Raw genomic sequence first — 25,582 nt, forward strand, 5'->3', positions numbered from 1 at the left:
CGCAGTATGGTTTCTGCGCTAGTAACGTATGGTTGCGTTTTTTGTTACTGGCGCAGTCAGCATACTGCATTAATAACGTATATTGCTGTTTTTTCGTTACTCATGCAGATGGGTGACTGCGTTAGTAACGCTCGTGACAGTTTTTCGGACACTGGCGCAGTATGGTTTCTGCGCTAGTAACGACCTACTTGAGTACAAACGAGCGCGACGCAATATAATAAAGGTATGACGCAAGTATCAAGTAAGCAGCATACGGAATTGTCTATGCAGCAATCAAATCCAATCATTCCGCGCGTGCTAAGCGTAGCTGGCACAGACCCAACAGGCGGAGCCGGGATTCAGGCGGATCTTAAATCAATCATGGCTGCAGGCGGTTACGGCATGTGCATATCAACTAATCTTGTTGCGCAAAACACGTGCGAAGTGCGCGAAGTATTCACGCCGCCAGTAAGCTTTTTCCGCACGCAACTTTCATGCGTGTACGACGATGTTACGGTTGATGCGCTAAAAATCGGCATGCTTGGATGCACAGAATACATTGAAGCAATGCGAGATTGGATGCGCGATAATCTGGTTCCTGTAAGCGTGCTTGACCCTGTGATGATATCAACTTCCGGGAAGCGCTTGCTTGAGGCGAGTGCTGAAAATGCGATGCGCAAGTTTATAAGTTGCGTTGATGTTGTTACGCCAAATGTGCCGGAATTGGCTGCTTTGAGCGAATCGCGAGTTGCGGAAAACTTTAAGGAAGCTTGCGATCAGGCGCGCGAGTTGGCTGCAAAAAATAGCGTTGTCGTAATCGTAAAAGGTGGGCACTTAACTGGCGAAGACGTTGGAAATACTGCGGTTTTCCCGGATGGCTACGCAAGCCACGTGCCAAGCGAGCGCGTTGAAACCAGCACAACTCACGGAACTGGTTGCTCTCTTTCTTCTGCGCTTGCTACGAAAATTGGGCTGGCTTTGCGCGAGGGAAAGAATTTGAGCGATCACGATACTGTACTTCGCGCGCTTGAATGGTCAACGGCGTGGCTTCGAGAGGCGATTGCTGCCGGAAGTGAATTGCATGTTGGGCGCGGAGACGAGCGCGGGCATGGACCGGTAAACCACTCCGTGCGTATCCTTCAGCAAACTAAGTGATACTCGCGCAGCGCGCAATCTGCGTGAGTAACGAAAAACGGCAGAAACTGTGCAGCTGTGTACAGTTTCTGCCGCCTACGCGTTATGCTGCGCTCAAGCTAGCTTTACTCAGTAATCACGCTTTTAAGCTCGCGCGCAACTTTCCCAGCATCCTCAGCGCACATAAGTGCCGACACTGTGCAAACTCCATCAAGCTCAAGGTCGCGAATAGGGAACACTGTGTTCTCGTGAATTCCGCCAATTACCAACGTTTTTACGCCCATAGAGTGCGCAACTTTCGCAACTTCGTTCACGCCTTCAACTCCCAGCGGCGGCACGTCGTGCGCTTTCGTATGCGTTTCAAAAGCGGCACCAATGCCAATAACATCCGGCAGTGGAACGTCGTTTTCTTTGCACTCGCGATAAGCTTTCTCCATCAAATCCGGTCGAGCGCAAGAAAGCCCAACCATCCACTCTGCTGGCATCGCCTTTCGCGCCTCAACAAACGGCGTATCCTTTTGCCCAACGTGTAAGTTGAAACCAAGCTGAGCTGCGCAATCAACATGATCGTCTATGAACACAGGCACATCGCCGTGGCCGGAATCAATAAGCGCGTGACGCAACTTCTTCGCCTTTGCTGAAATTTCAGCGTCGTCGGAATACTTATCGCGCAATTGCACAACTGTAACTCCGCCTTCAACTGACTCTACTGCAACTTCTTCTTCCGGGCGATTTCCCATGCGCGGATCCGTTACTAAATACAGTGTCCAATCAACAGGCTCCACCGTAAACTCAATATTTGTCAAACTAAACATGTCGTTTACGCTAAGAGTTGAAAGCGCATCCATCCACAGTGTGCGGAAAGTGCCTGGAGCTGTGGTTTGGCGAGCTGCCCAAGTTCCAGCCGCTGCTGCGTGCACGTGCGCTGCAACAGTTGCCGCGAGCGGACGTTCCGGGTTTGCGCCAACGTATGCTGCAACTAACGCTCCCAAAGCGCATCCAGTTCCAACTACTTTGGTCATAGCTTTGTGTCCACCTGTTACGCGAGCTAAACATCCGTGAGCGTAAATCGCGTCTTTTTCTCCGGAAATTGCCACTACGGATCCGTATTTTTTAGCTAATTCGCGAGCAGCTTGAAGCGCGTCGTTTACGTTATCGTGAGAATCTACGCCTTTTCCATTGCTTTCTTTGCCTGCAAGTGCCATTATTTCGGAAGCGTTTGCACGAATTACAGTAGGGTGGTGCTTAATAATTTCGCGTATAAAGCGCGCGCGTGGAGCAAGTGCTGGAACGCCGATTCCAACCGGGTCAAGCACCCACGGAGTATTGGCTTTTTCGCATCCTTCAACGGCTGCGCGCATGTATTCGGAAGTTTCTGGCTGATGGAATGTGCCAACGTTTATGAGCACACCTGTGGCAATTTGCGCGACTGCATGCGCTTCTTCTGGATCGGTTACCATAATTGGCGATGCTCCTGCAGCGAGCAGTGCGTTGGCTGTAATGTCTTGCACGATTACGTTCGTGATGCAATGGGTGAGTGGCTGCTGCGTGCGCACGCGTTCGATGCATTGACGCACGTCGTTAAGGAACATGCGTCGGCGTGCGCGTACAGAGAAGCATGTGTCGACTTGCGTTGTTGAGCTTGTGCAGTATTCGTTTGCTTCGTTGCAGTTATTTGTTTTTTCAGTGTTGCATGTTGTCATAATGTTTCCCTTCGCTAGCACTATCTAGATCAGGTTTTACGGATGTAATCTCAGCGCTTGACTTCACAATTTGTTGCAATTGCGCACTCCGAACCATCCTTCGACTATATCTTTTGTTCATGACTTACGCTCTTTTGCGCTATTGTCTCATTTTGCTTGTTTCGCAGCACTTGCAGGAATCTACAAAAATCGCGCCGCATTTTTGCAACTTCTTCTACATATTTTCGCTTGCAACTGTGTAAACATAAATATAGTAAATAATAAGTAGATTATAGAAGTTACGAAAGCGAGATAACATGGCAAACGATTCCATGCAAGAACAAAAGACTCCGCTCACCGCGCGCGAATACGCGACGCGCACAGCAATACGCGCAATTGCAATCATCGCATCTGTTTATGGCATGGCTGCTTCGTGGGAAGGCTTGATGACCTTCACTTATTTTACGAATCTTTCTAACCTTATGATTTGCGTAGCTCTTGCTGGATCGCTTTTGCTTGATACGGCTGCGTTTATGCGTGCTCGTAATTCTGCATGTTCCGCCGCGCAGCAAGATTCCGCAGCATCTTGCGCATGGTTCGACTCAAAATCCAACGCTTGGTACATTTTCAAATTCATGATGACCATCTCAATTGCTGTCACATTCACTTTGTACCTGTGTTTCTTAGCACCTACCAATAAGCTTGGTTTCGTTGGCGCTTATATGAATAACGGATGCAGCAGCCTTTGCGTTCACGCAGTTGCGCCGCTTCTTGCAATCGCTGATTTTGTGCTTTTTGATTATCGTTTCCGCTCTACTCGCGCACATTTGTATGTTTCTACTGTTCCGCCTCTTGCTTATGTTGCTTATGCTGCTATGCTTAGCGAGTTTGCTGGTGTTCGTTGGGGTGTTCATGCAATGCGCGCGCCTTATAATTTCCTCAATTATGGCGCTCCTGCCGGCTGGTTCGGCTTTGCACCGCAAACTTTTAATGCCACTACTTTGGGCGTTGGAGTTGCGTATTTGTTAATTGTGTTTACTCTTATTTTTATTGGTGTCGGCAGTGTATTTCTTGCTCTTAAGGATGCTCGCGCTCGTGCAATATTAAAAGAATAGTATTGTTGCGCGCCACTATTGCCTAATTGCTAGAATTAAGCGTATGAGTGAGGATATTGCATTACAAGCATTATTTGACGGTACGTTACGCAATTCTTCTGGCAATGTGACTAATACGTTGCTTGTGTACGGTGCGCCGAATACTGGTAAAACGCAGTTTGCTGTGCGCGCAGCAATTTCCGGCTATAAGCGTTGGTCGCATAATGTTACTGCGATGGCTGTGCAAAATCGTGTTCTTGCTTCAAAAATTGACAATATTATTATTCGTCAAATTGGTGTAAGTAAGCAGTCTCGTCCAGTTGGCACTTTGGCTTCTTTGGCTTTTAATATCATTTCTGCTTGCTGTAAGTTAAAGAATGAGCCTTCGCCTAAGCTGCTAAATGGTGCTGAGCAGGATTCTTTGCTTCGTAAAGTTTTGCGCGCACACATTGAGCATGTTATGCGTGGAGATAATGGTGATTGCAATATATGCGCGCTTTTTAAGGATTATTTTGAAACGTCTCAATGGGTTATTCCATTAACTTGCGCAGTTTCTAATACTTCCGCCACTTCCAACACTTCCAACACTTTCGCCACTTCCGCACCTTCCGTGCCTTTCGCAACTCAGGCTGCTCAAGCAGCTTCTTCGTCTCCAGAATTTTTGGCAGATAGCTTCGATATTAACAACGCTTTTATGCATCAATTGCGCGATATGCTCGCTCGTTTAGATGAGCTTGGTATTAGCGATTTTGAAAGCGAAAATTCAGTTCTTCGCGCTCTTAGTGACGAGCAATCTTACGCCAATAATAGTGATATTTTACAAACGTCTGTGCTTATTAAACGTAGATTAACTCAATGGCGTTTGGCGTTTGCTTTGCGTGCTGAATATCGAAAAATAATTGCCGACACTTATAAATCTTCTTTCCGACTTGACGCTTCGCAACTGTTGGTTGAGGGTGCAAAATCTGCGCGCGAATTAGGCGAGCATGGTTTAGTAAACTCTTCTGAAATTCCGGCTCTTCTTGTAGTCGATGATTATCAAGATATTACTTTGGCTGGCTTGAGTTTTATTGAGACTTTGTCGAAGATTGGCACGCGTTTAGTTTTGCTTGCGAATCCGGATGAATCTGTGCAATCGTTTAGAGGAGCGTACCCGGATTATGCAATTTCTGCAGCTTTGAATGAGTTGAATGCTGCTGAGCAAACTTTAGAATATATGGGTTTTGCCGATTCTTGCGAAAATTCTTGCGAAAATTCTTCCGACAATTCTGCTGATTCTTCTAAAAATTATTCTGCAGATCCAACTTTTGCAAATTATACCCAAGCACCTTCGATGCGTGAATTACTCGCTTCACGCGTTTCTCTTTCGCTTACTTCGCAATATAAAACAGATGTTGCGCTCCCAAATCGCCCTTGGAAAATGCCAAAATTTGCAGGGTCCTTACCGATTGAGCCTATAGAAACCACACAAAATTCTCATCTAAACTCAGACGACACTGTTTTTACAGCGTTATATCGTTCACAGCGTGAGGAATTAGATGCTGTTATTTGGCAAATGAAGCAATCTCACGTAAATAATAAGCGCAAGTGGAGCGATATGGCGTTAATTGCGCACGACAATTCCACTGTTCGTCTTTTTGGCGAGCAACTTCGCGCTTCTGGAGTTCCTGTGCGATACTCGTTAGTAACTCGCCCATTAAAAGATGAGCCGTTTGTGCAAGGTTTATTTGCTCTTATTGAACTTGCTCAATTTGCGCAGCACGGTTTTTCTGGAATTGTTGAGCAAGTAAAACATGGTAGAAGTTTGCAAAATTTGGCTTCGTGGGTGCGTTTGCGAGTTCAGAATATTATGGATAGTCCACTTTCCTCGATTACTAAGAGTGATTCTGGATTTTACGGTGATTTAGACGTTGAAATACCTGCGAAGTTATATTCTGTAGATTCGCTTATGCGTTCTCTTTCCTCTCTTTCGGCTGTTTTAATTGAGAAAAATTGTGAAAATAACAAGAGCTTTGAATCTAATGTGCCTTTGCGAAATCTTGTTCATAACTGGGATTTGTTGCAAAATTCGCTTCATAATGCACAAAGCAAAGCGTACTTTGAATCTCAAATTTTGGTTGATAATAGTCGTATTGATGGCAGTTCAAATGAGCTTATGCCATTGTCTCTTGATGCGTGCTATTTGCTTTGTGTAGCAGATGTTGCACGTTTTATAGATGATGATTCTAATGTTCGTAATGATTCTACAGTGTTGCAAATATTGCAGAATATGGCACCTCGAAATCCGCACGTTGCATCTTTTGTAAAATTGTGGAAAAACGTGCAAATTCTCGCTTCTCGTATGCACAATAATCCTGATTTGAGTAGTGCTCAATACGCTCTTGGTGAGGCTTGGAATATTTGTCATGTTGCTGAGCGTTGGCAGCGTATGTCTTTACAGCATAATTCGGAAGGTTATCGAGCTAACGATCGCTTGGATGCTGCAATGCGTCTTTTTGATTACGTTTCTTCATATGTTTCTTCTGATATCTCGTCAATGAATACGTTTGACGATACTTTTAAACAAGAAAATATTGTAAGTATTGCAGATTTTATAGCTCAAGTTCGTGGCATGGAAATTGAAGCTGATTCTCTTGCTAAAGTAGCGCCTGTTCCAGATGCTGTAACGCTTACTACTCCTGCTGGTTCTGTTGGAAAACATTGGAATCTTGTGTGGATGCCTACTTTGCAACAACGTGTGTGGCCAAATCTTGCTTCTCGTAGCACTATGTTTGGCGCAGAAAGTTTAGCGAATATTATTTTGCATTCTAAAATTTCTGCTTCTAAATTGACTGTGAATGCGTCACTTCTTTCAAATAATGATAAATCTGCAGTTTTTGCCTCGGAACAGCGCAGTTTTTTGTTAGCTATTACGCGCGCAACAGAGCGTTTGTATATAAGCGCGCAATATAGCGATAGTGCTGTGCCAAGCGACTTTCTTTATTATTATTTGCCTGAAAGATACTACAATAATGAAAATTCGCGCACGCCTTTTACGGAATTTACTACGCCTTTTGCTGGTTTAGATATGGATGCTCGTGGACTAGTGTGTGCTGCTCGTTCGCAAATTTTGCGTGCTTCTTCTATGAAAGAAGAGTTTGGAAATAATGTAGGTAATGCAGGTAGTGCAGGTAGTGCAGGTAGTGCAGGTAGTTCCGATAGTGAGAATAGTAAGTCTAGAAATGCGATTATTGACGCTGCTCAAACGTTGCAATTACTTAAAGAAAATGGAGTATTTTGCGCTGATCCTTTTGAGTGGGATTTTATGAGCGATGTCGATGACTATGTTGATGAGAAATCTTCTGTTGAAAAAGATAATGAAAAATACAATGAAAAAGCTAGCTCTGCTAAAAAAACTAACTCTGTTATAAGCTTGTCTCCTTCAGCTGTAGACAGTTTGTGGGCATGCCCTGTGTGTGGATTGGTAAATCGTCAGCTTTTAGGTCCTCAGCCCGGCAGTGCCGCAACGTATTTTGGCACGCTAATTCACGAAACTGCAAGGTGGGCAAGCGAAAATCAGCATTACGATATGCCGGAAACTGAAGTCGATGAAACTGAAGTCGATGAAACTGAAGTGACGAATAATTCAGCCGACTATTCGCCTTACTCTCCGCTTGTGCGCCGCAGTAACGCAATCGCAAATCTTATGGAAAAGTATTACTTAAGTATTGCGCCTGAACTTGCAGATATTCGAGATAGTAAGGAGCATTATTCGGCTCTTGCGCGTGAGAAGAATATTAAACGTGCGTTACATGCAATTGCGCAATATTTTGTTACTTCTTACGATCAATCAACATATGCGCTTAACTCAAAAAAGTCAGAAAACGGCATATTAGAATCTCTTACAAAGAGTGAAAAATCTTTAGAAAGTAGCATAGGTAGATTGCAACAAGCGTATTGCGAATTGCAAACAAGCGCGCATTTTGGATTTAATGATATTACTCGCGTATTGAACAATACTTTTAAGAATGCAAGTTTGCAAACCGTTACTACGCATGACTGCTACGAATTGATGGGTGCTTTAGTTGGAGGATGGCCGGATGGCGCAAGTGAAGATATGCAAGTGCATATTCACGGTCGAATTGATCGCATGGAAAAGCGCATCAATTCAGATGGTTCTGAGCATATTCGTTTACTGGACTACAAAACAGGAAAACCTTTAACAGCAAGCGGAGTTTTTAACGATTTGCAGCTAGTTTGCTATCAGCTTGCTTTACTTTTTTCTGATGAGAATCCGCTTATTGATGCGTCGAATGCGCCGATTATTTCACGAAGTGTTCTATTTCACGTTGCTAAGAACGATTATCCTGCTCAAGATCATAACGTTGCTGAAAACGTGTATCAGCCGCCGCTTTGCGTAAAAAATGCTTTAAATAATAATCCGCTTGAGTTACGAGTTGGATTCAAAAATATGGCAAGATTGTTAGATTGTCCGCAGCTTGACGATATTGCGAAGAATTGTCCAGAAAATGTAAGCGAAAGCGCTTGGCAGTCGTTTACATCATTAAATCAAAGTGCAAAATGGTCTCTTACTATGATTTCGCGCGTTTGCTATGCTGCTGCTGCAGTTCGTTCGCATAAGATTATTGCGCACCCAACTTCTGAACACTTGAAGTATTGCAATGGAAAACAAGTATGCCCAGCATGCGCAGGTTGCATAGACACTGTATATGAGGTGCTGTAGTTATGATTGATAAAACAAATAAGCAATTTACTCGCAAGAACACCGATAGCGTGGAACAAGCTGCAGCAATTCAAGCGCCAACAAATAAGAACATGATTATTGTTGCAGGAGCTGGAAGCGGCAAAACGTATACGATGACTCGTCGCGTTATCGACCTTATTGAGCGCGGAGTTGCTCCTGAAAGTATCTTGGGGCTGACTTTTACTAATAAAGCAGCTTCTGAGCTGCTTGCAAGAGTTGCTCAAGCTGTAAGTCAGCATAGTAGCGAAATAAATAAGCTCATCAATAACGGAAATTCTGCATCTTCAAGTGGCTTTTTGAAGCCAGAAGTAATGACATACGATGCTTTTTTCCAGTCAATTGTGCGCCAATATGGTTTGCTCGTTGGATTTGATCAAAATACGCAACCTTTAAGCGATGCAGGTGCGCGCGAATTAATAAAACCGCTAGTAAACGATTATGTTACTAATCATGCGGAAATACTGTCTTGGTATAGTTTTGATGCGCTTATTGACGACGTGCTTGCGCTCGCAGCAGATATTTCATGCTCGATGATTGGCATAAATAGCAGGGGAGAGTCTATAGATAGCACGTCTAAAGCTGTTCTAGAAATTCAAAAGTGGAATAACGCTTGGATTGAACATTTGCAAAAAGCAATTAATTGCGCTGAAACTACTGAAATAATTGCAAAAAAGCCTAGCTCTATTAAATTGCGTCGCGGAAAAAACGATTCGGATGAAAAATATTTCGAAAAGTGCGAAAATTACGGAAAAGAATACGTAGAATACCTGAATATTACATTAAAAAATAAGTGTTACGAATCTTGTAATAACTTGCTTGAAGCTGCTAAGAAGCGCAATGCATTACTTGAATTAGTTTTGGCTTTTGACGCAGCAAAGCAGCGCGCAAATATGGCGCAATTTAGCGATTTTACTATTGCTGCATACCGTTTGGTAACGCATTTTCCTTCTATTGCAGAGCAGTATCGCCGCCAATACAGCCAAGTTTTGCTTGACGAATATCAAGATACTTCTACCACTCAAGCAATGCTGATTGCAACGCTGTTTCATAAAAAAACTAGCGGTGTTGAAGAAGCTAGTGTTGCTGCGAATACTAGTGAAAATCAAGACTTTTTAACTACTCAACAAACGCATATTGCTGCAGTAGGCGATCCCTTCCAAGCTATTTACTCGTTTAGAGGAGCTAGTTCTGGAGCTTTTAGAAAGCTTGAGCAAGCACTAAATATTGACCAGTCAAGTGAGTTTTCTCTTACTAGGACGCGACGCAATTCGCAGCTTATTTTAAAAGCTGCAAATTCTATTACGAAACCTTTGCGGGTGCCTGCGCTTCGTCATAGTAGTTCACTTGCTGCAGAAGTAGAAGTGAAAAACTTGCAATACTTAGATAATGCACCAAAAGGTACTTTTAGTGTGTTAAATATGCCTACGCAATATCAAGAAGTAGAAGCTGTTGTGCGTTTTGTAAAATATGTAAAACATAATGCGCTGTCTCAAAACGACGATACTAATTCTGCATCTGCTCGAGTTGCAGTTCTTTTCCGTAGCAAAAATAATATTCCGTTATATGAAGAAGCATTACAAAAAGCAGGTTTGCGCACTCTTACTGTTGGGTATTCTGCATTGCTTGAAAAACCAGAAATTCGAGATGTTTTAGCTCTTCTTTCTGTTGTTGCAGATCACACAAATACTCAAGCTTTGATGAGATTGCTTGCAACTCCTCGTTTTGCGCTTAATACTGACGATTTGGCTGCTATAGCTAATATTGCAACATCAAAGAATATCGAATATGTTTTTCGTGCTTTAGTGCAAGCAGGTTTAGTAGACGCTGAAACTCCTCGCTCTAAGTGGTCGCAAGTTGTTCGAGAACAGCAATCTCAAGCTTCGCAAACCAATAGTATTCATGGTGGAGTTTTTGTGGCGGATGTTTTGCTTGAAGCATACGAAACTCAACTAAGCGAAGAAGCAAAAAATAACGACAAAAACGACAAAAATGACAATAATTTGCTTTCTGAGCTAAAAAATAATTTAAGCTCTAAAGCTTATGTAGCAGTGTTAAGAATAGGGCAAATGATTCATGCAATACAACGTGCTCAATCTGGCTCTTTGCAAGATATTATGCGCGTTGCTGTAGAAACGCTTAACGTTGATATTGACGTTGCGCTATCTCGCGCACTTATGAATGATACTTCCTCTAATGCAACGCTTCTTGACGATATGCACTCTACTGTCGATTCTATTTGTCTACTAGCAGACGCGTATTTGCAAGAAATGAGCGATTTTACAACTCCTACTTTGCATGGGTTTATGTCTTGGATTTTCAATATAGACAAAATTAACGATCAACCTTCTTCAGTGGATGAACTTGCGGATGTCGTATTAATGACTATTCACCAATCGAAAGGTTTGGAATGGCCTGCTGTGGCGATAGTTGGGCTTAATGAAGGCGTGTTCCCAAGTAATCAAGGCGATAATTTGCGCGTAATAGCAACGCAACAAAGTGGCGTGTACAGGGAAAGGGCATACGCAACGCTCGAAGTTGCTGCAAAAGTGCCTGTTTCTATGAGAGTGGATGCAAATATATTGCCAAGATTCCCTCACGATGTTGATCTTGAAACTAGCATGGAACCTCAAAAATCTTTGAAAAATATGTTAACTGTAGACGATATTGACGCAGAAGTTTATGGTTCAAGAGCTAGAGAAATGTTTGATTTGGCAGAAAAGTTCCATGAGCATGAGCAGGCTCCAGTAGAAGCGATTCCTTCAGAAGCTAGCGAAGTGTATAACGCTGTGATGAAAACTGGCACATTGCCTCTTTCGCAAGTCGAGGAGCGTGGGCGCGCTTTGCACATTGACGAGCGTCACCTTATGTATGTTGCTTTGACGCGTGCTAAATTCGCAGCATTGCTCACTTGCAGCCAGTCTAATGCTATGAGCGTTGTTGAGAATAAAGAAAATTCTGCAAATAGTGCAGCTTCTTCTGTAGATGAATCTTCAAATATTTCAACTTCTAGAGTTAAAAAACCTTCTGTTTTTTGGCAGGAAATGTATGATTCAATGCGAGGATCTGAAGAATCTCCGGTTCAGGTCACAGCTAAGGTTTCAGATTCTTCAAATCAAGTAGGTTATGTTGTAGGGGAGTCAGCTTCGCAACTTGCGCAATTATTTAGCGAGGAAAGCTCTATTCCAACTGAAGATAATAAGAAGCAATTATCTTGGCCGAGTGCATCTAGTGAAGCTATACGTAGTGTATTGCAAAAATCTGCGCAAGACGTTGTAAATTCAAAAATTAGTAATCAAGTTTCTGGTATTTCAAAAGATAATTCTTTGCTTTACAAAGCTCAAGCTTTGCTACAAGATGCGGATTTAATGCCGAAAATTGATTGGTATCGCAACATTCAAGAGTTAAAAAACAGAGCAGAGCAGCTTTCTAATGTTGAAAATGTCAATGTGACTGCTGTGCAAAGACGCGCTATGTTTCGTAATGATTATTCGCGCGCGAATGAAGATTTTGATGATGCGGATGCTAAGCGTTTGCGAAAGGAATGGATGGCAATTATTCGCCCTATTCCTAGTGTTTCTTCGCCTGCTTCTGATTTGGGAACTCGTTTTCATGCTTGGGCTGAACAGTTTGTAAAAGCTGGTTGTGTGAATAAAAATTCTATTCAGTATGACGTTGATGAGAATGTTGGTGAGAACGTTGCTGAGAACGTTGCTGAGAACGTTGATGAAACTTGCGAGAATATTTCGCAAAATGCAAAATCTTCGGAGCGCAAATTGTTGATATGGAAGCAGCGTTTAATAACATCAAAATGGGCGCATCGCCGTCCTATAGCAGCAGAGCAGCCGATTGTAGCTCATGTTCCAGAATTAGGCGATCAAATTATTAATGGAAAAATCGACGCAATATTCGCAGGTGGTTTAAATCCAGAAGATCCAAGCAAATTGTACACGATAGTCGATTGGAAAACCGGAAGAAAACCAACCAATCCACAAGATATTGCGCTTAAACTTGGTCAGCTTGACTGGTATCGTCTGCTTTTGTCTCTTATGACTAAGGTTCCGCTTGATGCTATCGATGCCACCCTTTATTATGTGAACATATCGGATGAATGTGAACGGGAAATTCATGCCGAGCAAAAAACGAAAGATGAGATCCTTGCCGAGTTACACTCTGACACGTTAATCTCCCTCGATGATGATGACGCATAAACGAATTATGAAGTAAGGAAGAACCATGACTGTTGAATTTCGTTCTGTAAAACTCAGCGATATTGATGCAATGGTTAAAGAATATGAACGTACTTGGGGTATTGCGCAAGAAGTTGGGAAAGATGCTTCGTTAAGTCTTTCTCGAAGATCTGTGTTGCATTACTTGGAACCTTCAACGCATGGTACTATTGCTGAAATAGACGGTAAGTTTATGGGTCTGCTTTTGGCGCGAGTTTTTGACGCACCTGTTTTATTTCCAGAAGTAGGGAGAATGCTTCGCGAGCAAGAAGCCGCAATGAAAGAAAATTGTGACAAAAACTATGCTCTCGCTTTAGAAGAAGCGTATGGCATGCGCGCGTTGGAAACTAAACTTGAAGCGAAATCTCATATCAATAATTTAACTCAAGCGGAATTGGAGCTTTTCCTTGTATCTCCGGATGCTCGTGGGCATGGTGTCGGTGGAGGCTTGTGGAAGCGAACAATGCATATGCTAAGAAATAACGGAGTAAATCGTTACTATTTGCATACTGATTCAGCGTGTGACGTAAGTTTTTATGATTATCACGGGCTTAGAAGAGATGCTTCTTTTATGCGCTCGGATCATCCTTATGAAGCTAAGAACGTGAAATCTTTGGTGGATGACTTGTATATTTACTCAGGTGAGCCGAGAGTTCGTTCAAAGCAAGCGAATGCTCGTTCTAAAACGTGCTAATAAAAAATATGCAAATGTATAACGTGTGTGACTTGCTTGACAAAAGGAGTAAAGAAATATATGTCGTCGCAAACGGCAACTAATAAAGCATCGGTATTTTATCAATATTCTAGATTATTTTCATTTAATGGAGCTAAAGCGTTTTGTGTAGCAGGCGCGATTGCGCGTTTGCCAATGTCTATGATCGCGTTGGGAATTGTTCTTGCATTAAACCATTTGTATAACAACTGGACTGTTGCTGGAGCAATGTCTGCGTCGTATGTGCTTGCACAGGCTGCGGTAACTCCTGTGTATGCTAAGCTTTTCGACCGTTTTGGTCAGCGTAAAGTTGGGGTTATTGCGCTAAGTGCTCAAGTAATCGCTATGATTTCTTTTGCATTTGCAGCTTTATTTAAGGTTCCTCTTGTTTTGCTTTTTGTGTTAGCAATTGTGATGGGCGTAACTCAGTTTGCTTTTGGCGCGTTGGTGCGTACTCGTTGGGCTTATACATTGCGTGCAGAAGATGACGATTCTTTATTAAACGTTGCTTATGCGTTGGAATCTGGTATCGATGAAATTGTGTTTATATTAGGACCTATTTTGGCTGCGTGGTTAGCAACTTCCGTGCATCCTGTTTCGCAATTATTCGTGCCAGTATTTGCAAGTGGATTGGGCGGAGCTTGGTTCTTTTCTCTAAAAAATACTCAACCTGCTGTGCTTAAAGTAGTAGAAGTTCCAACTGCTGCAGCTGAAGATGTCGATGTATTAATCGCTTCTCAAAAAGAAGATGAAATTTCTAAAGATTATGCGGAATCTCAAAAGCAAGAAGCGAAACGCTCATTTGCAGACAAATTTAGTCTTAAGCAATTGCACAATCATCACTCAAAAAAGCGCGGCAAAAACGTGCTGCTTTACCGCGGTATTATCCCGCTTGTGCTCATGTTTGTTGTGTTTAATATGAGTTTTAGTGCATTTGACGTGTCTGTAACAGCTGCAATGAAAGCTCAAGGGCTTGATCATTTTATTGGTATGCAGCTGGCATTGTTTGCATGCGGTTCGCTTGTGGGAGCGATTATTTTTGGATCGCATAAATTCCGCGGTTCTAATTGGTCGCATTTGATTGTATTTTTGACTGGTTTAACTGTTGGATTTGTGCTTATGAGTCTTAATATTGACAGACTTATGCTTATGAGCGTTTTTGAAGTGCTTTCCGGCTTATGCGTTTCGCCAATTTTTGCTACTGGAAATCTTATCGTTAAAGCAACTGTTCCTGAAGAATCGCTTACGGAAGGTCTTTCATGGCTACCAACTGCGTCTTCTGTCGGATGTTCTTTAGGCTCGATGGCTGCTGGAGCTGCAATCGACTCGTGGAGTGCTCACGCTGGCATGATGGTTCCGTGGATTTCAACACTGGCAGCTATACCTATCGCAACGTTCGGCTGGTTTATTGTAATGGTGCTTAAAAAGCGACATTAACTGCGCGCGCGTGTAAAGTTTCTGCCGTTTTTTCGCGCGTAGCCGACAGAAACTTTACGTCCGTGTAAAGTTTCTGCCGTTTTTTGGCGGTTTCGCGACCGTTTCTTTACACACGTGTAAAGTTTCTGCCGTTTTTTCGCTTTAATCCGACCGAAACTTTACGCCCTTGTAAAGTTTCTGCCGTTTCAGTAACAAAAGCTGAGTTGAGTCCTAACGGTACACTAGAAAGAAGTGCGCAATATCGCAAGATGTAGTGAGATGAATATGAAAATAGAATATGATGAACGTACTGAGGAAATTCTTGCTGAAGTAGTACGCGATGCGTTGCAATCTGACGCTGATAATATGCGTTCTCTTAATAACCAAGAATCTTCTGCGTCGTCTAAGCAAATTCGACAGTCGGTGAAAAAAGTGAATAAAAAAATGTCTTCTGATACTTCAACTAAACCAGTATCTACTAAAGATGTAAAATCTGCTAAAACTAAATCAACTAAAAAAGCTAAATTCAACAAAGAAACTAAAACAGAAAACGCAAAGTCATCAACTCGTAGAACAGGAAATGTTCTTCCTCCTGTAGTTAACGATCAAAGAGAAGGTGCGATTATTGCGCCGCCAAAGTATCGTAAAGGCTCAATGCGAATCGTACCGCTTGGTGGTTTGGGTGAAATCGGTCGCAATATGAACGTAATTGAATATAACGGTCATATTTTGCTTATCGATTGCGGTGTGCTATTCCCAGAAGAAGAGCAGCCGGGCGTTGATTTGATTCTCCCAGATTTTCACTACATTCAGGATCGCTTAGACAAAGTTGAGGCATTGGTTTTAACGCATGGTCACGAAGATCATATCGGTGGCGTGCCTTACCTTCTTAAGATGCGTCCTGACATTCCGTTAATTGGTTCAAAACTAACTCTTGCTTTTGTGGAAGCTAAGTGCAAAGAGCATCATATTGATCCGGAGCTTATTCGCGTAGAAGGTCGCGATAAGATGAAAGTCGGTCCGTTTAACCTTGAATTTATTACTGTTACGCATTCTATTCCGGATGCTCTCGCTGTGTGCGTAAAAACTCCAGCCGGAACGCTTATTGATACTGGTGATATTAAGCTTGACCAGCTTCCTCTTGACCATCGCATTACTGATTTAGTTGAGTTTGGGCGTTTAGGTGAGCAAGGCATAGATTTGCTTATGGCTGATTCCACTAATGCTGAAGTTCCAGGATTTGTGAAGCCTGAAACTTCGATTGGTCCGGCTTTGGATCGCGCTTTTGCTGAAGCTACGCGCAAAATTATTGTTGCTAGCTTCTCAAGTCACGTGCATCGCGTGCAGCAAGTGGTTGACGCTGCGCATAAGTTTGGGCGCAAAGTTGTATTCGTCGGGCGCTCGATGGTTCGCAATATGTCAATTGCTGCAGATTTAGGCTACTTGCATATTCCTGAAAATACTGTTGTTGACTTAAAACAAGCGAAAGATATTCAGGATGACAAGCTCGTATACATGTGCACTGGTTCACAAGGCGAGCCTATGGCTGCACTTGGGCGTATTGCAGATGGCAGTCACCGAGATATTACTGTTAACGAATTCGATACTGTTATTCTTGCAAGTTCGCTTATTCCAGGCAATGAGCACGAGGTTTACAAGGTTATTAATAAGCTTGTGCAGTTGGGTGCGCGCGTAATTAACAAAGATAACGCTGCAATTCACGTGTCTGGTCATTGCAATGAAGGCGAGTTGCTGTATTTGTACAACATTGTGAAGCCAAAGTGCGCTATGCCAATTCACGGTGAGCATCGTCACTTGGTTGCAAACGGATTGATTGCTGTAAAAACTGGCGTTGATCCAAATAACGTTGTGCTTGCTGAAGACGGCGATGTTGTGGATTTGTATCATGGCAATGCTGCAGTTGTTGGTTCTGTGCCATGCGGCTACGTGTATGTTGATGGCGATTCTGTTGGTGAGCTTACAGATGAAGAGCTTGAAAAGCGCAGGATTTTGGGCACGGAAGGTTTCGTTTCGAGCTTTGTTGTAGTTGATACAGAGCACGCTGACGTTGTTTCGGGTCCGAAGATTTTTTTGAATGCTGTTGCTGAAGACGAGGCTGATTTTGAGAAGGTTCGTCATCAAATTGTTGAGCAGTTGCAGGATGCTATGATGCGCGGCGAGCATGATACTTATAAATTGCAGCAAATTATGCGACGCACGTTGGGTAGTTGGGTGGCTCGCGCTTTACGCAGGAAGCCTATGCTCGTACCGGTAGTTGCGGATATTGCAGAAAATAATCAAATATAATCAAAAATATCAAAAATATTCGCAATTATTCGTAAATAGCTGAAAATAATCGTAAATATAATTAAAAATAAGAAAAAATAAGGAAGGTACAAAATATGCCAGGAGCAAATCTTACTCGCGTAGAAGCTGCCGAACGCTTCGATGCTATCCAAATGCCAATTCATTACGATGTTGCGCTTGATTTAGGAAAAGGCGGACGCGATTTTACATCGCGCACGAAGATTGAGTTCGATGCTAAAGCTGGTAGTGTAAGCTTCCTCGATTTGATTGCAAACAGCGTAGAATCCGTGGTGTTAAACGGTACCGCTCTTGACGTTTCTAAAGTTTTTGCAGACAGCCGAATTGAGCTCGCAAATTTGCTTGAGCATAATACCGTAGAAGTTGTAGCAAACTGCCAGTATTCCAACACGGGCGAGGGTTTGCACAGAAGCGTGGATCCTTCCGACGGAAACGTGTATTTGTATACTCAGTTCGAAGTACCGGATGCTCGCCGCGTTTATGCTGTGTTTGATCAGCCAGATTTAAAGGCTGTTTTTGACTTTACGGTAGACGCTCCGGAAAGCTGGATCGTTACTTCCAATATGCCAGTTAAAAGCGAAACAGCGCTTGAAGGTCGCAAGACGGAAGATGGCACTTTGGAAAATGGCGCTGTAGAAGGCATGAAGCGTTGGGTATTCGAGCCAACTCCAAAGATGAGCTCCTACTTAACTGCTATTTGCGCAGGACCTTACGCCGAATGGCACACAACTTACGACAACGAAGACGGTCGCGTAGTGCCAATGGCAATGTACTGCCGTCAGGCACTTAAAGACGCTTTTGCAAAAGACGTTGACTACTTATTCGATATTACAAAGAAAGGCTTTGCTTTCTACGCTAAGACTTGGGGAGTGCCATATCCGTACGCAAAGTACGATCAGATTTACGTTCCAGAATATAACGCTGGAGCTATGGAAAACATTGGTATGGTTACAATTCGCGACCAATACGTGTTTGAATCCAAAGTTACGGACGCTTATGCTGAGCGCCGAGTTGTAACAGTTTTGCACGAGCTTGCACACATGTGGTTCGGTGACTACGTGACAATGAAGTGGTGGAATGATTTGTGGCTTAACGAATCCTTCGCAGAATTCACTTCTACTCTTGCAACTGCTGAAGCAACCGAATGGCATGACGCTTGGAGCACTTTCAATTCCGGCGAAAAAAGCTGGGCACTTAATCAAGATCAGCTTCCAACAACGCACCCAATCGTGGCTCCAATCAACGATTTGAACGACACTTCTGTCAACTTCGACGGCATCACTTACGCAAAGGGTGCTTCCGTATTGAAGCAACTCGTAGCGTACGTTGGTCGCGAAAAGTTCTTTGAAGGAATCCACAACTATTTGAGCAAGCATGCATACAGCAACGCAACTTTGGCTGATTTGTTGCACGAGTTAGAGCTTACAAGCGGACGCGATTTGAAAGCTTGGAGTGCTCAATGGCTTGAAAAGGCTGGAATTAACACGATTTCTACCGAAGTCGAAGAAGCTAGTGACGGCACTATTGCTTCCTTGCGTTTGCGTCAGAGCGCTCCAGCTGAGCATCCTGTTCTTCGTGCACACCGTTTGGCTGTTGGATTCTACAATGTAGATGAAGCAACTGGCGAAATTAAGCGCACAAAGCGAATCGAACTTGACGTAGACGGCGAAGTGACGGAAGTTGTTGAAGCGCGCGGCGAAAAAATGCCAGCACTTATTCTCGTAAACGACGACGACTTGACTTACACAAAGTTACGTTTTGACGAAAAGTCGCTTGAGTTTGCTGCAGAAAACTTGTATCGTTTCAAGGATTCTTTGACGCGCTCGCTTATTTGGCTCGCGTTGTGGGACATGACTCGCGACGCAGAATTCCCAGCAGAACGCTTCGTGGAACTTAGCCTTAAAGCTTTGGCAACTGAGCGCGAATCAACTACTTTCCGCTATGCTCTTGGTCAAGTAAAGGTAACTGCAAGCCACTACGTGGTGCCTGAGCGTCAAGCAGAAGTCTCAAAGCATGTTGCTCACGAACTCTGGCAGTTGGCTTTGGCAGCTGCTGCAGGTTCCGACGAGCAATTCCAGTTGCTCAAGGCTTATCTTGGCTACGGCGAAGTTGGAGATGCTGAGTTCTTGCGCGTAGCTAACGGATTACTTAACGGTTCCGTGAATCTGGAAGGCTTGGAAATCGACAACGACTTGCGTTGGAGCATTCTTATTGCGCTCGCAGGTGTGAACGCTTTGGATGAAGCTGGAATTGACGCGGAACTCGCTAAGCGCGACACGACTGAGAATCGAGAATACGCTTACCAGGCTCGTGCAGCTCGCTCGACTGCAGAAGCTAAGGATTGGGCTTTCGAACAGGCTTTGCGTAATCTCAATTTGACGAATATGCAAATGGGTGCTGTGGTTGCCGGCTTTGCAAGCACAGCTAAAGGCGATTTGGTTAAGCCTTATGTTGAGCGCTACTTTGCTGAAGTTGAGTGGATTTGGAAGAACCGCACATTCCATATGGCTGAGGCTCTGATTGAGGGCTTGTATCCTGTGTATGCGCCGGTTGAGGAGCTGGTTAAGCACGGTGAAAAGTGGCTTGAGGCTCATGCTGATGCGGATCAGGCTTTGCGCCGCATGGTTCTTGGCAGCCTCGATTCTTCTCGCCGCACGCTTAAAGTGCAGCATTACAACGCTTCTTTGCGCTAAATTCGGACACTAGTGCAGTTTCATTTCTGCGCTAGTGTCTGATTTTGCTCATTTTGGGACACTTGTGCAGTTTCATTTCTGCGCTAGTGTCTTTGTTTGGTGGTTTAACTCTCACTGGTTAGCTCGGTCAAAGCGCTAGCGCGTTATGTGAAACAGTGAGTAGAATTGCGAATAGTGTGTGACGCGCTAGTATGCGATGTTGTTTGCTTGCGCGCAGGATGAAGTGATTTTTGCGAAAGAGGCTTTATTATGCCAAGAATGTTTGGTACAGACGGTGTGCGTGGATTGGCAAATCGCGATTTAACAGCGCAACTTGCTTTGGATTTAGGTGACGCTGCAGTGCGCGTTTTGGGAGATAAAAGCGCGGTTGCGTCTGCTGTAGAGGAAAAAGCGTCATCAGATACTTCTTCTCGCTCCGCTCATGCTCGTCGCCGCGCGCTTATTGGTAGAGATACTCGCGTTTCTGGCGATTTTCTAGCTTCTGCTCTCGCTGCTGGCATGAGTGCTGGCGGTTTTGATGTTATCGATGCTGGAATTATCCCAACTCCTGGCGTTGCTTTCCTCACTTCCGTGCTTAACGTTGAAATGGGTGCTGTTATTTCCGCGTCGCATAATCCTATGCCAGATAACGGCATTAAATTCTTTGCGCGCGGAGGCTTTAAGCTTCCAGATAGCAAGGAAGATGAGATTGAGGCTGTGCTTGGTCAAGATTGGGAGCGTCCAACTGGTGCTGGTGTTGGTCGAGTCAGCCATGATACTACTACAGCAACAAACCTTTATATTGATCACTTGGTTTCTGCTGTTGCGCCTTTAAGTAACGCTTCTACTACGCGTCCAAAGCCGCTTGCAGGTTTGCGTGTTGTAGCAGATTGCGCGAATGGTGCTACTTCTGTTGTAGCTCCTGAGGCTTTGCGCCGCGCTGGTGCAGAAGTTGTAGTTATTAACGCATCTCCTGACGGCTACAACATTAACGATCATGCAGGCTCGACTCATCCTGAGCAGTTACAAGCTATGGTTAAAGCTTCTAATGCTGATTTGGGTGTTGCGTTTGATGGCGACGCAGACCGCTGCTTGGCTGTCGACGAAAACGGCAATATGGTTAATGGCGATCAAATTATGGGTATTCTTGCTCGCGCTAAAAAGGCTGAAGGTAAGCTCAATCATGACACTCTTGTAGTTACAGTTATGAGCAATCTTGGCTTAAAACTTGCGCTTAAAGATATGGGCATTGCAACAGTGCAAACAAACGTTGGTGATCGCTACGTTCTTGAAGAAATGCTCAAGCATGATTATTCACTCGGCGGCGAGCAGTCTGGTCACGTTATTAATCGCGAATTTGCAACCACCGGCGATGGCACGCTTACTGCTTTGACTTTGTGCCGTGAAGTTGTGCGTTCAGGCAAGAAACTTTCGCAAATGGCTGCAGATTTCCCACAGCTTCCGCAAGCTCTTGTAAATGTGCCAAATGTAGATAAAATGGCTTCGAAAACTAACGCAGCTGTGCTTGCAGCTGTTGAGAAAGAATCGAAACTTCTTGGAGATACAGGTCGCGTGCTTTTGCGTCCTAGCGGCACCGAGCCGCTTGTGCGTGTTATGTGCGAGGCTGCAACTCAAACTCAAGCGGATGAGGTTTGCGCTCGTCTTGCTCAAGTTGTGGTTGATAATCTGAAGCTATAAGTTTGCTTATTTTTGCGTTCTCTGTCTGCTTACATTTCAGTCTGCTCTAGCAGTGCGCAAATAATTTTGATACACTTATATCTTTAGTGCGGATTTCAAATTCTGCTCGCGGCATGTAAATTTTGTATATTTTCGCGTTATTATGCGCGTTATTTAAAACGGTGAAAAGGAGTCCTATGTTTACGCATCATGCAAGTGTCGATACTAAGCTCAGTCGCGCTGTTGAGCGCTTGCTTGATTCTGCTACAGAAGACGGTATTTTGCCGATTGTGCAAGCAGGTGAGCCAGTTCTTCGTCAGCGTACTGTTGCGTATGACGGTCAGCTTACTCGCGCAACTCTTACTAAGCTAATTTCGTTAATGCATAGCACAATGCTAGAAGCTCCTGGAGTTGGTTTAGCTGCTCCTCAAATTGGTCTTGGTCTTGCTATTGCTGTTATTGAAGATCATGTTCGTGACGATGAAGACGATCCTCGAGACATTGCAGAGCTTCCGTTTAGAGCAATTATTAACCCTCATTATGAGCCGATTGGCACTCAAACACGCAGTTTTTATGAAGGCTGCTTAAGTGTTTCCGGCTATCAGGCTGTTCGTCAGCGTTGGCTTGATATTCAAGCTACTTGGCAAGACGAGGATGGCAAACAACACTCCGAGCGTTTGCATGGTTGGCCTGCGCGTATTTTCCAGCATGAAACGGATCATCTTCGCGGTGAACTTTATATTGATCGTGCAGAGATGCGTTCGCTTTCCACTGATGAGAATCTTGAGGATTATTGGGCAGATGAAGCAGTTCCAGTAGCTGCAGCTCGTACTTTGGGATTTGCTATCTAGGTTTTATTGCAAATTTGTTTATTAATTTAATTTAATTTTGCTTTTGATTAATAAAAACTTAGTATATTTTTTTGTTTTTCTATTCTTACATCGTATTTTTTACTGATTTACGTAGTATTTATAGAATTTTTTTGCCTTAAAATAAGCACTTTTTGTTATAATTAGTTTGTTTTGGGTGCTTTTAGTAATAGAATTGAGCGCAAGTGGTTTGTTAAACATTTCTCTGTTAACAAATTTATTGGATCTGTTCCATTAACAAAGGAGAGACGAGTGAAAGTTTGCGCTCAATGCGGTACTCAGAATATTGATACTGCAAAATTCTGCAAGGGCTGTGGAAACAAGTTTGAGGCTGCTCAGCAAGCACCTGTTCAGCCTGCTCCAGCCCAGCCTGCACCTGTTCAGCCTGCTCCAGCCCAGCCTGCACCTGCTCAGCCTGCTGTACAGCATGCTCCACAGTTTGCGCGTCCTAGTATGCCTCAGCAGGGTGCGCCTCAGCAGGGTGCGCCTCAGCAGGGTGCGCCAAACATGCAACGTCCAGGCTATCCATATGCTCAGCAGGGTATGCCAGCTCAGCCAGGAATGCCGGGTATGCCAGGAATGCAGAATCGTCCAAATACTCCAGGAGTTTCACACTACAGCCAAATTTCAAACCAGATTAATGCTGAACAGATGATGAACTTCTTCCGTTGGTTGGTAACTGCTCTTAAGAATCCTTCCCAGAAGTATCGCGTATCTAACCTCTACGCAGCATTGATAGCACTTATTTCTGGCTTGCTGTTTGGTTTGCAAGGATACTTGTCTTCTATGACTATTGTTAACGCAATGACATCACCAGCTGCCAGTGTTGCAAATGCAGTGTCAACTTCTTTTGGAGGACCAAGCATTCCAGCTACTCCAGGCGTTCCGTTTACAGTGTTCCTTTACAAGTTTATTATTGGTGTCTTAACTGTATACGCAGTTTACGGTGTTGCTTTGTTGGGCATGAAGATGTTTGGTGATGAGGTTTCACCAGCTCAGCTTCATGTTCTTTTTGCACAAAAGCTTGTTCCACTTGTTGGTTTGCAAATAGTTGCTACAGTATTAGCATTTATTCCACCGTCTAGGACTGCTTTAGTTGGATTAATGACTGGACAAGCTGCTAATGTTGCGCAAGATTTCATGTCAGGCAATACGCAGGGAGTGAGTATAAACCTTGATTCTGTAGATGCGTCTTTGTTCATCCATAATCCTTCTTTGGCATTACAGATTCCATCTATTGCTTTGCAAGCTCTTTACCTTGTGCTGCTGATTTTGGTGCCTGTGTCCTTCTTAGCGACTGCACAATATAAGGGCAAGCTTGATCGTGAGTGGATGTGGGTTATCTTCATCCTCGTAGGCGTTATTGCAATGTTCATTGTATCGGCCATCGATAAGAGCTTTATGTCATCTGCATGGTCAGGTTTCTGGGCAGCATATAAAAATGCACCATCGTTGCCTAAGTTTTTTTAATTAAGAATAATTGAGCCTAGTTGGGAAACCAGCTAGGCTCCCTTGTAATTTTTTTAAAAACGTATTGAGAGAAATGTATGAATTGTCCATATTGCAATAGTCAAAATGCTTATGGAGCTATAGTATGCTCATCTTGTGGAGCGAGTCTTGTGCCGCAACAAGTTAATTCAAATTATCAGCCAATTCAAAATGATCAATATCAGCAAAATCAAATGAATGATGTGCAACAAACGCAGTTCATTCAGCAGAACACACAAGCTTATCCTCAGCCTGCTTATAACAGCCAAAATGCTTATGGGCAGCAGGGGTATCAGAATCAGCAGTATTATAATCAGCAAGATTATTCACAAAATCAGCCTACAGAATATTATAATCCTGATTCTTTTGATTCTAATTTCGCAGCAGGTAATGTTGTTAAAAGCGCACCGATGAAGCGCAGCACAAAAATTATGCTTATTGTAATTGGCATTGTTATTGTGGTTCTTGGTATAGGTTATACAGTTATTCAACAGAATGTGTATTCTCCACAAGCAACTATTCAACGTTATGTGAAGTCTTTGCAAGAAGGCAATTTTGATGAAGCTAACAATATGACAGATTGGTCTTCTTCTAGAATTCCAGAAAATTATCGTACACTACTTACAAGCGCAATAGGCAGAGCTTCTAAGAATCATATATCTTATATGAATGTTGATAATGGCCCATACAATTCATTTAAGCTTTCTTACAAAGTTGGAGATAGAGATGCCTCAACGGTAATAACTCTTGTGCCAGCTGGCAAACAGTGGCTATTCTTTGACTCTTATAAAGTTCAATATCCGCCGCTTGGTCACATCAACATAACTGTGCCAAATGAAGTTGATAAAATAAAAGTTAATGATTCTGAAATAAACTTGTCTGCTCTCAAAAAATCGCCAAAATATAGCGGTGACACCTACAGTTCAGACTACGGTTATTCGGAATACACATCAACTACAGAATATAAGCTTCCTGTGTATCCTGGGTCTTACCGCGTTGAATCTGCAAAAAATTCACAACTATGGACCACAAATTCTACGAATGTGTTAATTAGTGGAAAAGATAGTTCAGAATCTGCAAGTTTAGAGTTAGAAGCTACAGAAACATTAAAGGATGAGCTTACTAAGGCTATTCAAAAGCATGTTGATAAATGCGTAGCGTCAACTGAAACCGATGTTCCAGAAAGTTGTGGATTTGCAAGCTTTAGTTACTACACAAGGTATAGCTATGACAATATTAAGCGTAGTGTTAATGGCACTCCTACGTTGGATCAAGTTGACATGTCGTCAGGAACTTTCCAGAGCGATGAGATTGGTGTAGATATCTCTTATCGTTATAAGCACAATGACGATGATGATGATGACGATAATGAATGGAGAGACTATCATACTACCAATAGTGGTTATGTTTATGGAAAGTTTAGTATTAAAAATAATAAGCTTGTAATAGATTTTAACCAAGACTAGATCTAACGAAATGTGCAAAATTTAAAGGCGCATTAAATACAAATAAAAGTTTCCCTCTACAATTTGTTTTGTAGAGGGAAATTTTTTATAGCATAGAT

The 25,582-nt window shown here is 43.2% G+C and carries 13 protein-coding genes and 1 riboswitch; of the genes, 12 read left to right on the forward strand and 1 reads right to left on the reverse strand.

Annotated features, from left to right (window positions below; translation table 11 throughout):
• Window positions 1-225 precede the first annotated feature (225 nt).
• Window positions 226-1,134, forward strand: coding sequence for a bifunctional hydroxymethylpyrimidine kinase/phosphomethylpyrimidine kinase (gene thiD, locus AC1EK3_RS00135; RefSeq protein ID WP_480033338.1), 909 nt, complete (start codon window positions 226-228; stop codon window positions 1,132-1,134).
• Between the two features lie 104 nt (window positions 1,135-1,238).
• On the opposite strand, the gene thiM is transcribed toward thiD, so the two are convergent.
• Window positions 1,239-2,816, reverse strand: coding sequence for a hydroxyethylthiazole kinase (thiM, locus tag AC1EK3_RS00140; protein WP_480033337.1), 1,578 nt, complete (start codon window positions 2,814-2,816; stop codon window positions 1,239-1,241).
• A riboswitch (TPP riboswitch) is annotated at window positions 2,806-2,917 on the reverse strand. Its footprint overlaps the gene before it by 11 nt.
• Before the next feature lie 195 nt (window positions 2,918-3,112).
• On the opposite strand from thiM, the gene AC1EK3_RS00145 reads away from it, so the two are divergent.
• The 11 genes from AC1EK3_RS00145 to AC1EK3_RS00195 all read left to right on the forward strand — a co-directional run bounded on the left by AC1EK3_RS00145 (window position 3,113) and on the right by AC1EK3_RS00195 (window position 25,484).
• Entirely contained in the window at window positions 3,113-3,910 is a 798-nt protein-coding gene (locus tag AC1EK3_RS00145) for a hypothetical protein (RefSeq protein ID WP_480033336.1), read from the forward strand.
• Window positions 3,911-3,953: 43 nt separating this feature from the next.
• Window positions 3,954-8,612 (forward strand): PD-(D/E)XK nuclease family protein, encoded by a 4,659-nt coding sequence (locus AC1EK3_RS00150; RefSeq protein ID WP_480033335.1) that lies wholly within the window; start codon window positions 3,954-3,956, stop codon window positions 8,610-8,612.
• Window positions 8,613-8,614: 2 nt separating this feature from the next.
• Entirely contained in the window at window positions 8,615-12,841 is a 4,227-nt protein-coding gene (locus tag AC1EK3_RS00155) for an ATP-dependent DNA helicase (protein WP_480033334.1), read from the forward strand.
• A gap of 25 nt (window positions 12,842-12,866) precedes the next feature.
• Window positions 12,867-13,553, forward strand: coding sequence for a GNAT family N-acetyltransferase (locus tag AC1EK3_RS00160; protein ID WP_480033333.1), 687 nt, complete (start codon window positions 12,867-12,869; stop codon window positions 13,551-13,553).
• Window positions 13,554-13,613: 60 nt separating this feature from the next.
• A complete protein-coding gene (locus AC1EK3_RS00165) occupies window positions 13,614-15,008 on the forward strand; it encodes an MFS transporter (RefSeq protein ID WP_480033332.1) in 1,395 nt (464 codons plus the stop codon).
• A gap of 258 nt (window positions 15,009-15,266) precedes the next feature.
• Window positions 15,267-17,294, forward strand: a complete 2,028-nt coding sequence (locus AC1EK3_RS00170; protein WP_480033331.1) for a ribonuclease J — start codon at window positions 15,267-15,269, stop codon at window positions 17,292-17,294.
• Window positions 17,295-17,389: 95 nt separating this feature from the next.
• Window positions 17,390-20,005, forward strand: a complete 2,616-nt coding sequence (gene pepN / locus AC1EK3_RS00175; protein WP_480033330.1) for an aminopeptidase N — start codon at window positions 17,390-17,392, stop codon at window positions 20,003-20,005.
• A 249-nt stretch (window positions 20,006-20,254) separates the two neighbouring features.
• Entirely contained in the window at window positions 20,255-21,682 is a 1,428-nt protein-coding gene (glmM, locus tag AC1EK3_RS00180) for a phosphoglucosamine mutase (protein ID WP_480033329.1), read from the forward strand.
• A 176-nt stretch (window positions 21,683-21,858) separates the two neighbouring features.
• Window positions 21,859-22,512, forward strand: a complete 654-nt coding sequence (locus AC1EK3_RS00185; RefSeq protein WP_004107289.1) for a peptide deformylase — start codon at window positions 21,859-21,861, stop codon at window positions 22,510-22,512.
• Window positions 22,513-22,782: 270 nt separating this feature from the next.
• Complete coding sequence (locus tag AC1EK3_RS00190) at window positions 22,783-24,000, forward strand: zinc ribbon domain-containing protein (RefSeq protein WP_480033328.1); 1,218 nt, start codon at window positions 22,783-22,785, stop codon at window positions 23,998-24,000.
• A 77-nt stretch (window positions 24,001-24,077) separates the two neighbouring features.
• Window positions 24,078-25,484 carry a zinc ribbon domain-containing protein gene (locus AC1EK3_RS00195; protein ID WP_480033327.1) on the forward strand — a complete coding sequence of 469 codons (1,407 nt, stop codon included), beginning with the start codon at window positions 24,078-24,080 and terminating at the stop codon, window positions 25,482-25,484.
• Window positions 25,485-25,582: the final 98 nt, after the last annotated feature.

The sequence above is a fragment of the Gardnerella sp. C0026F2 genome (genome assembly GCF_056590715.1).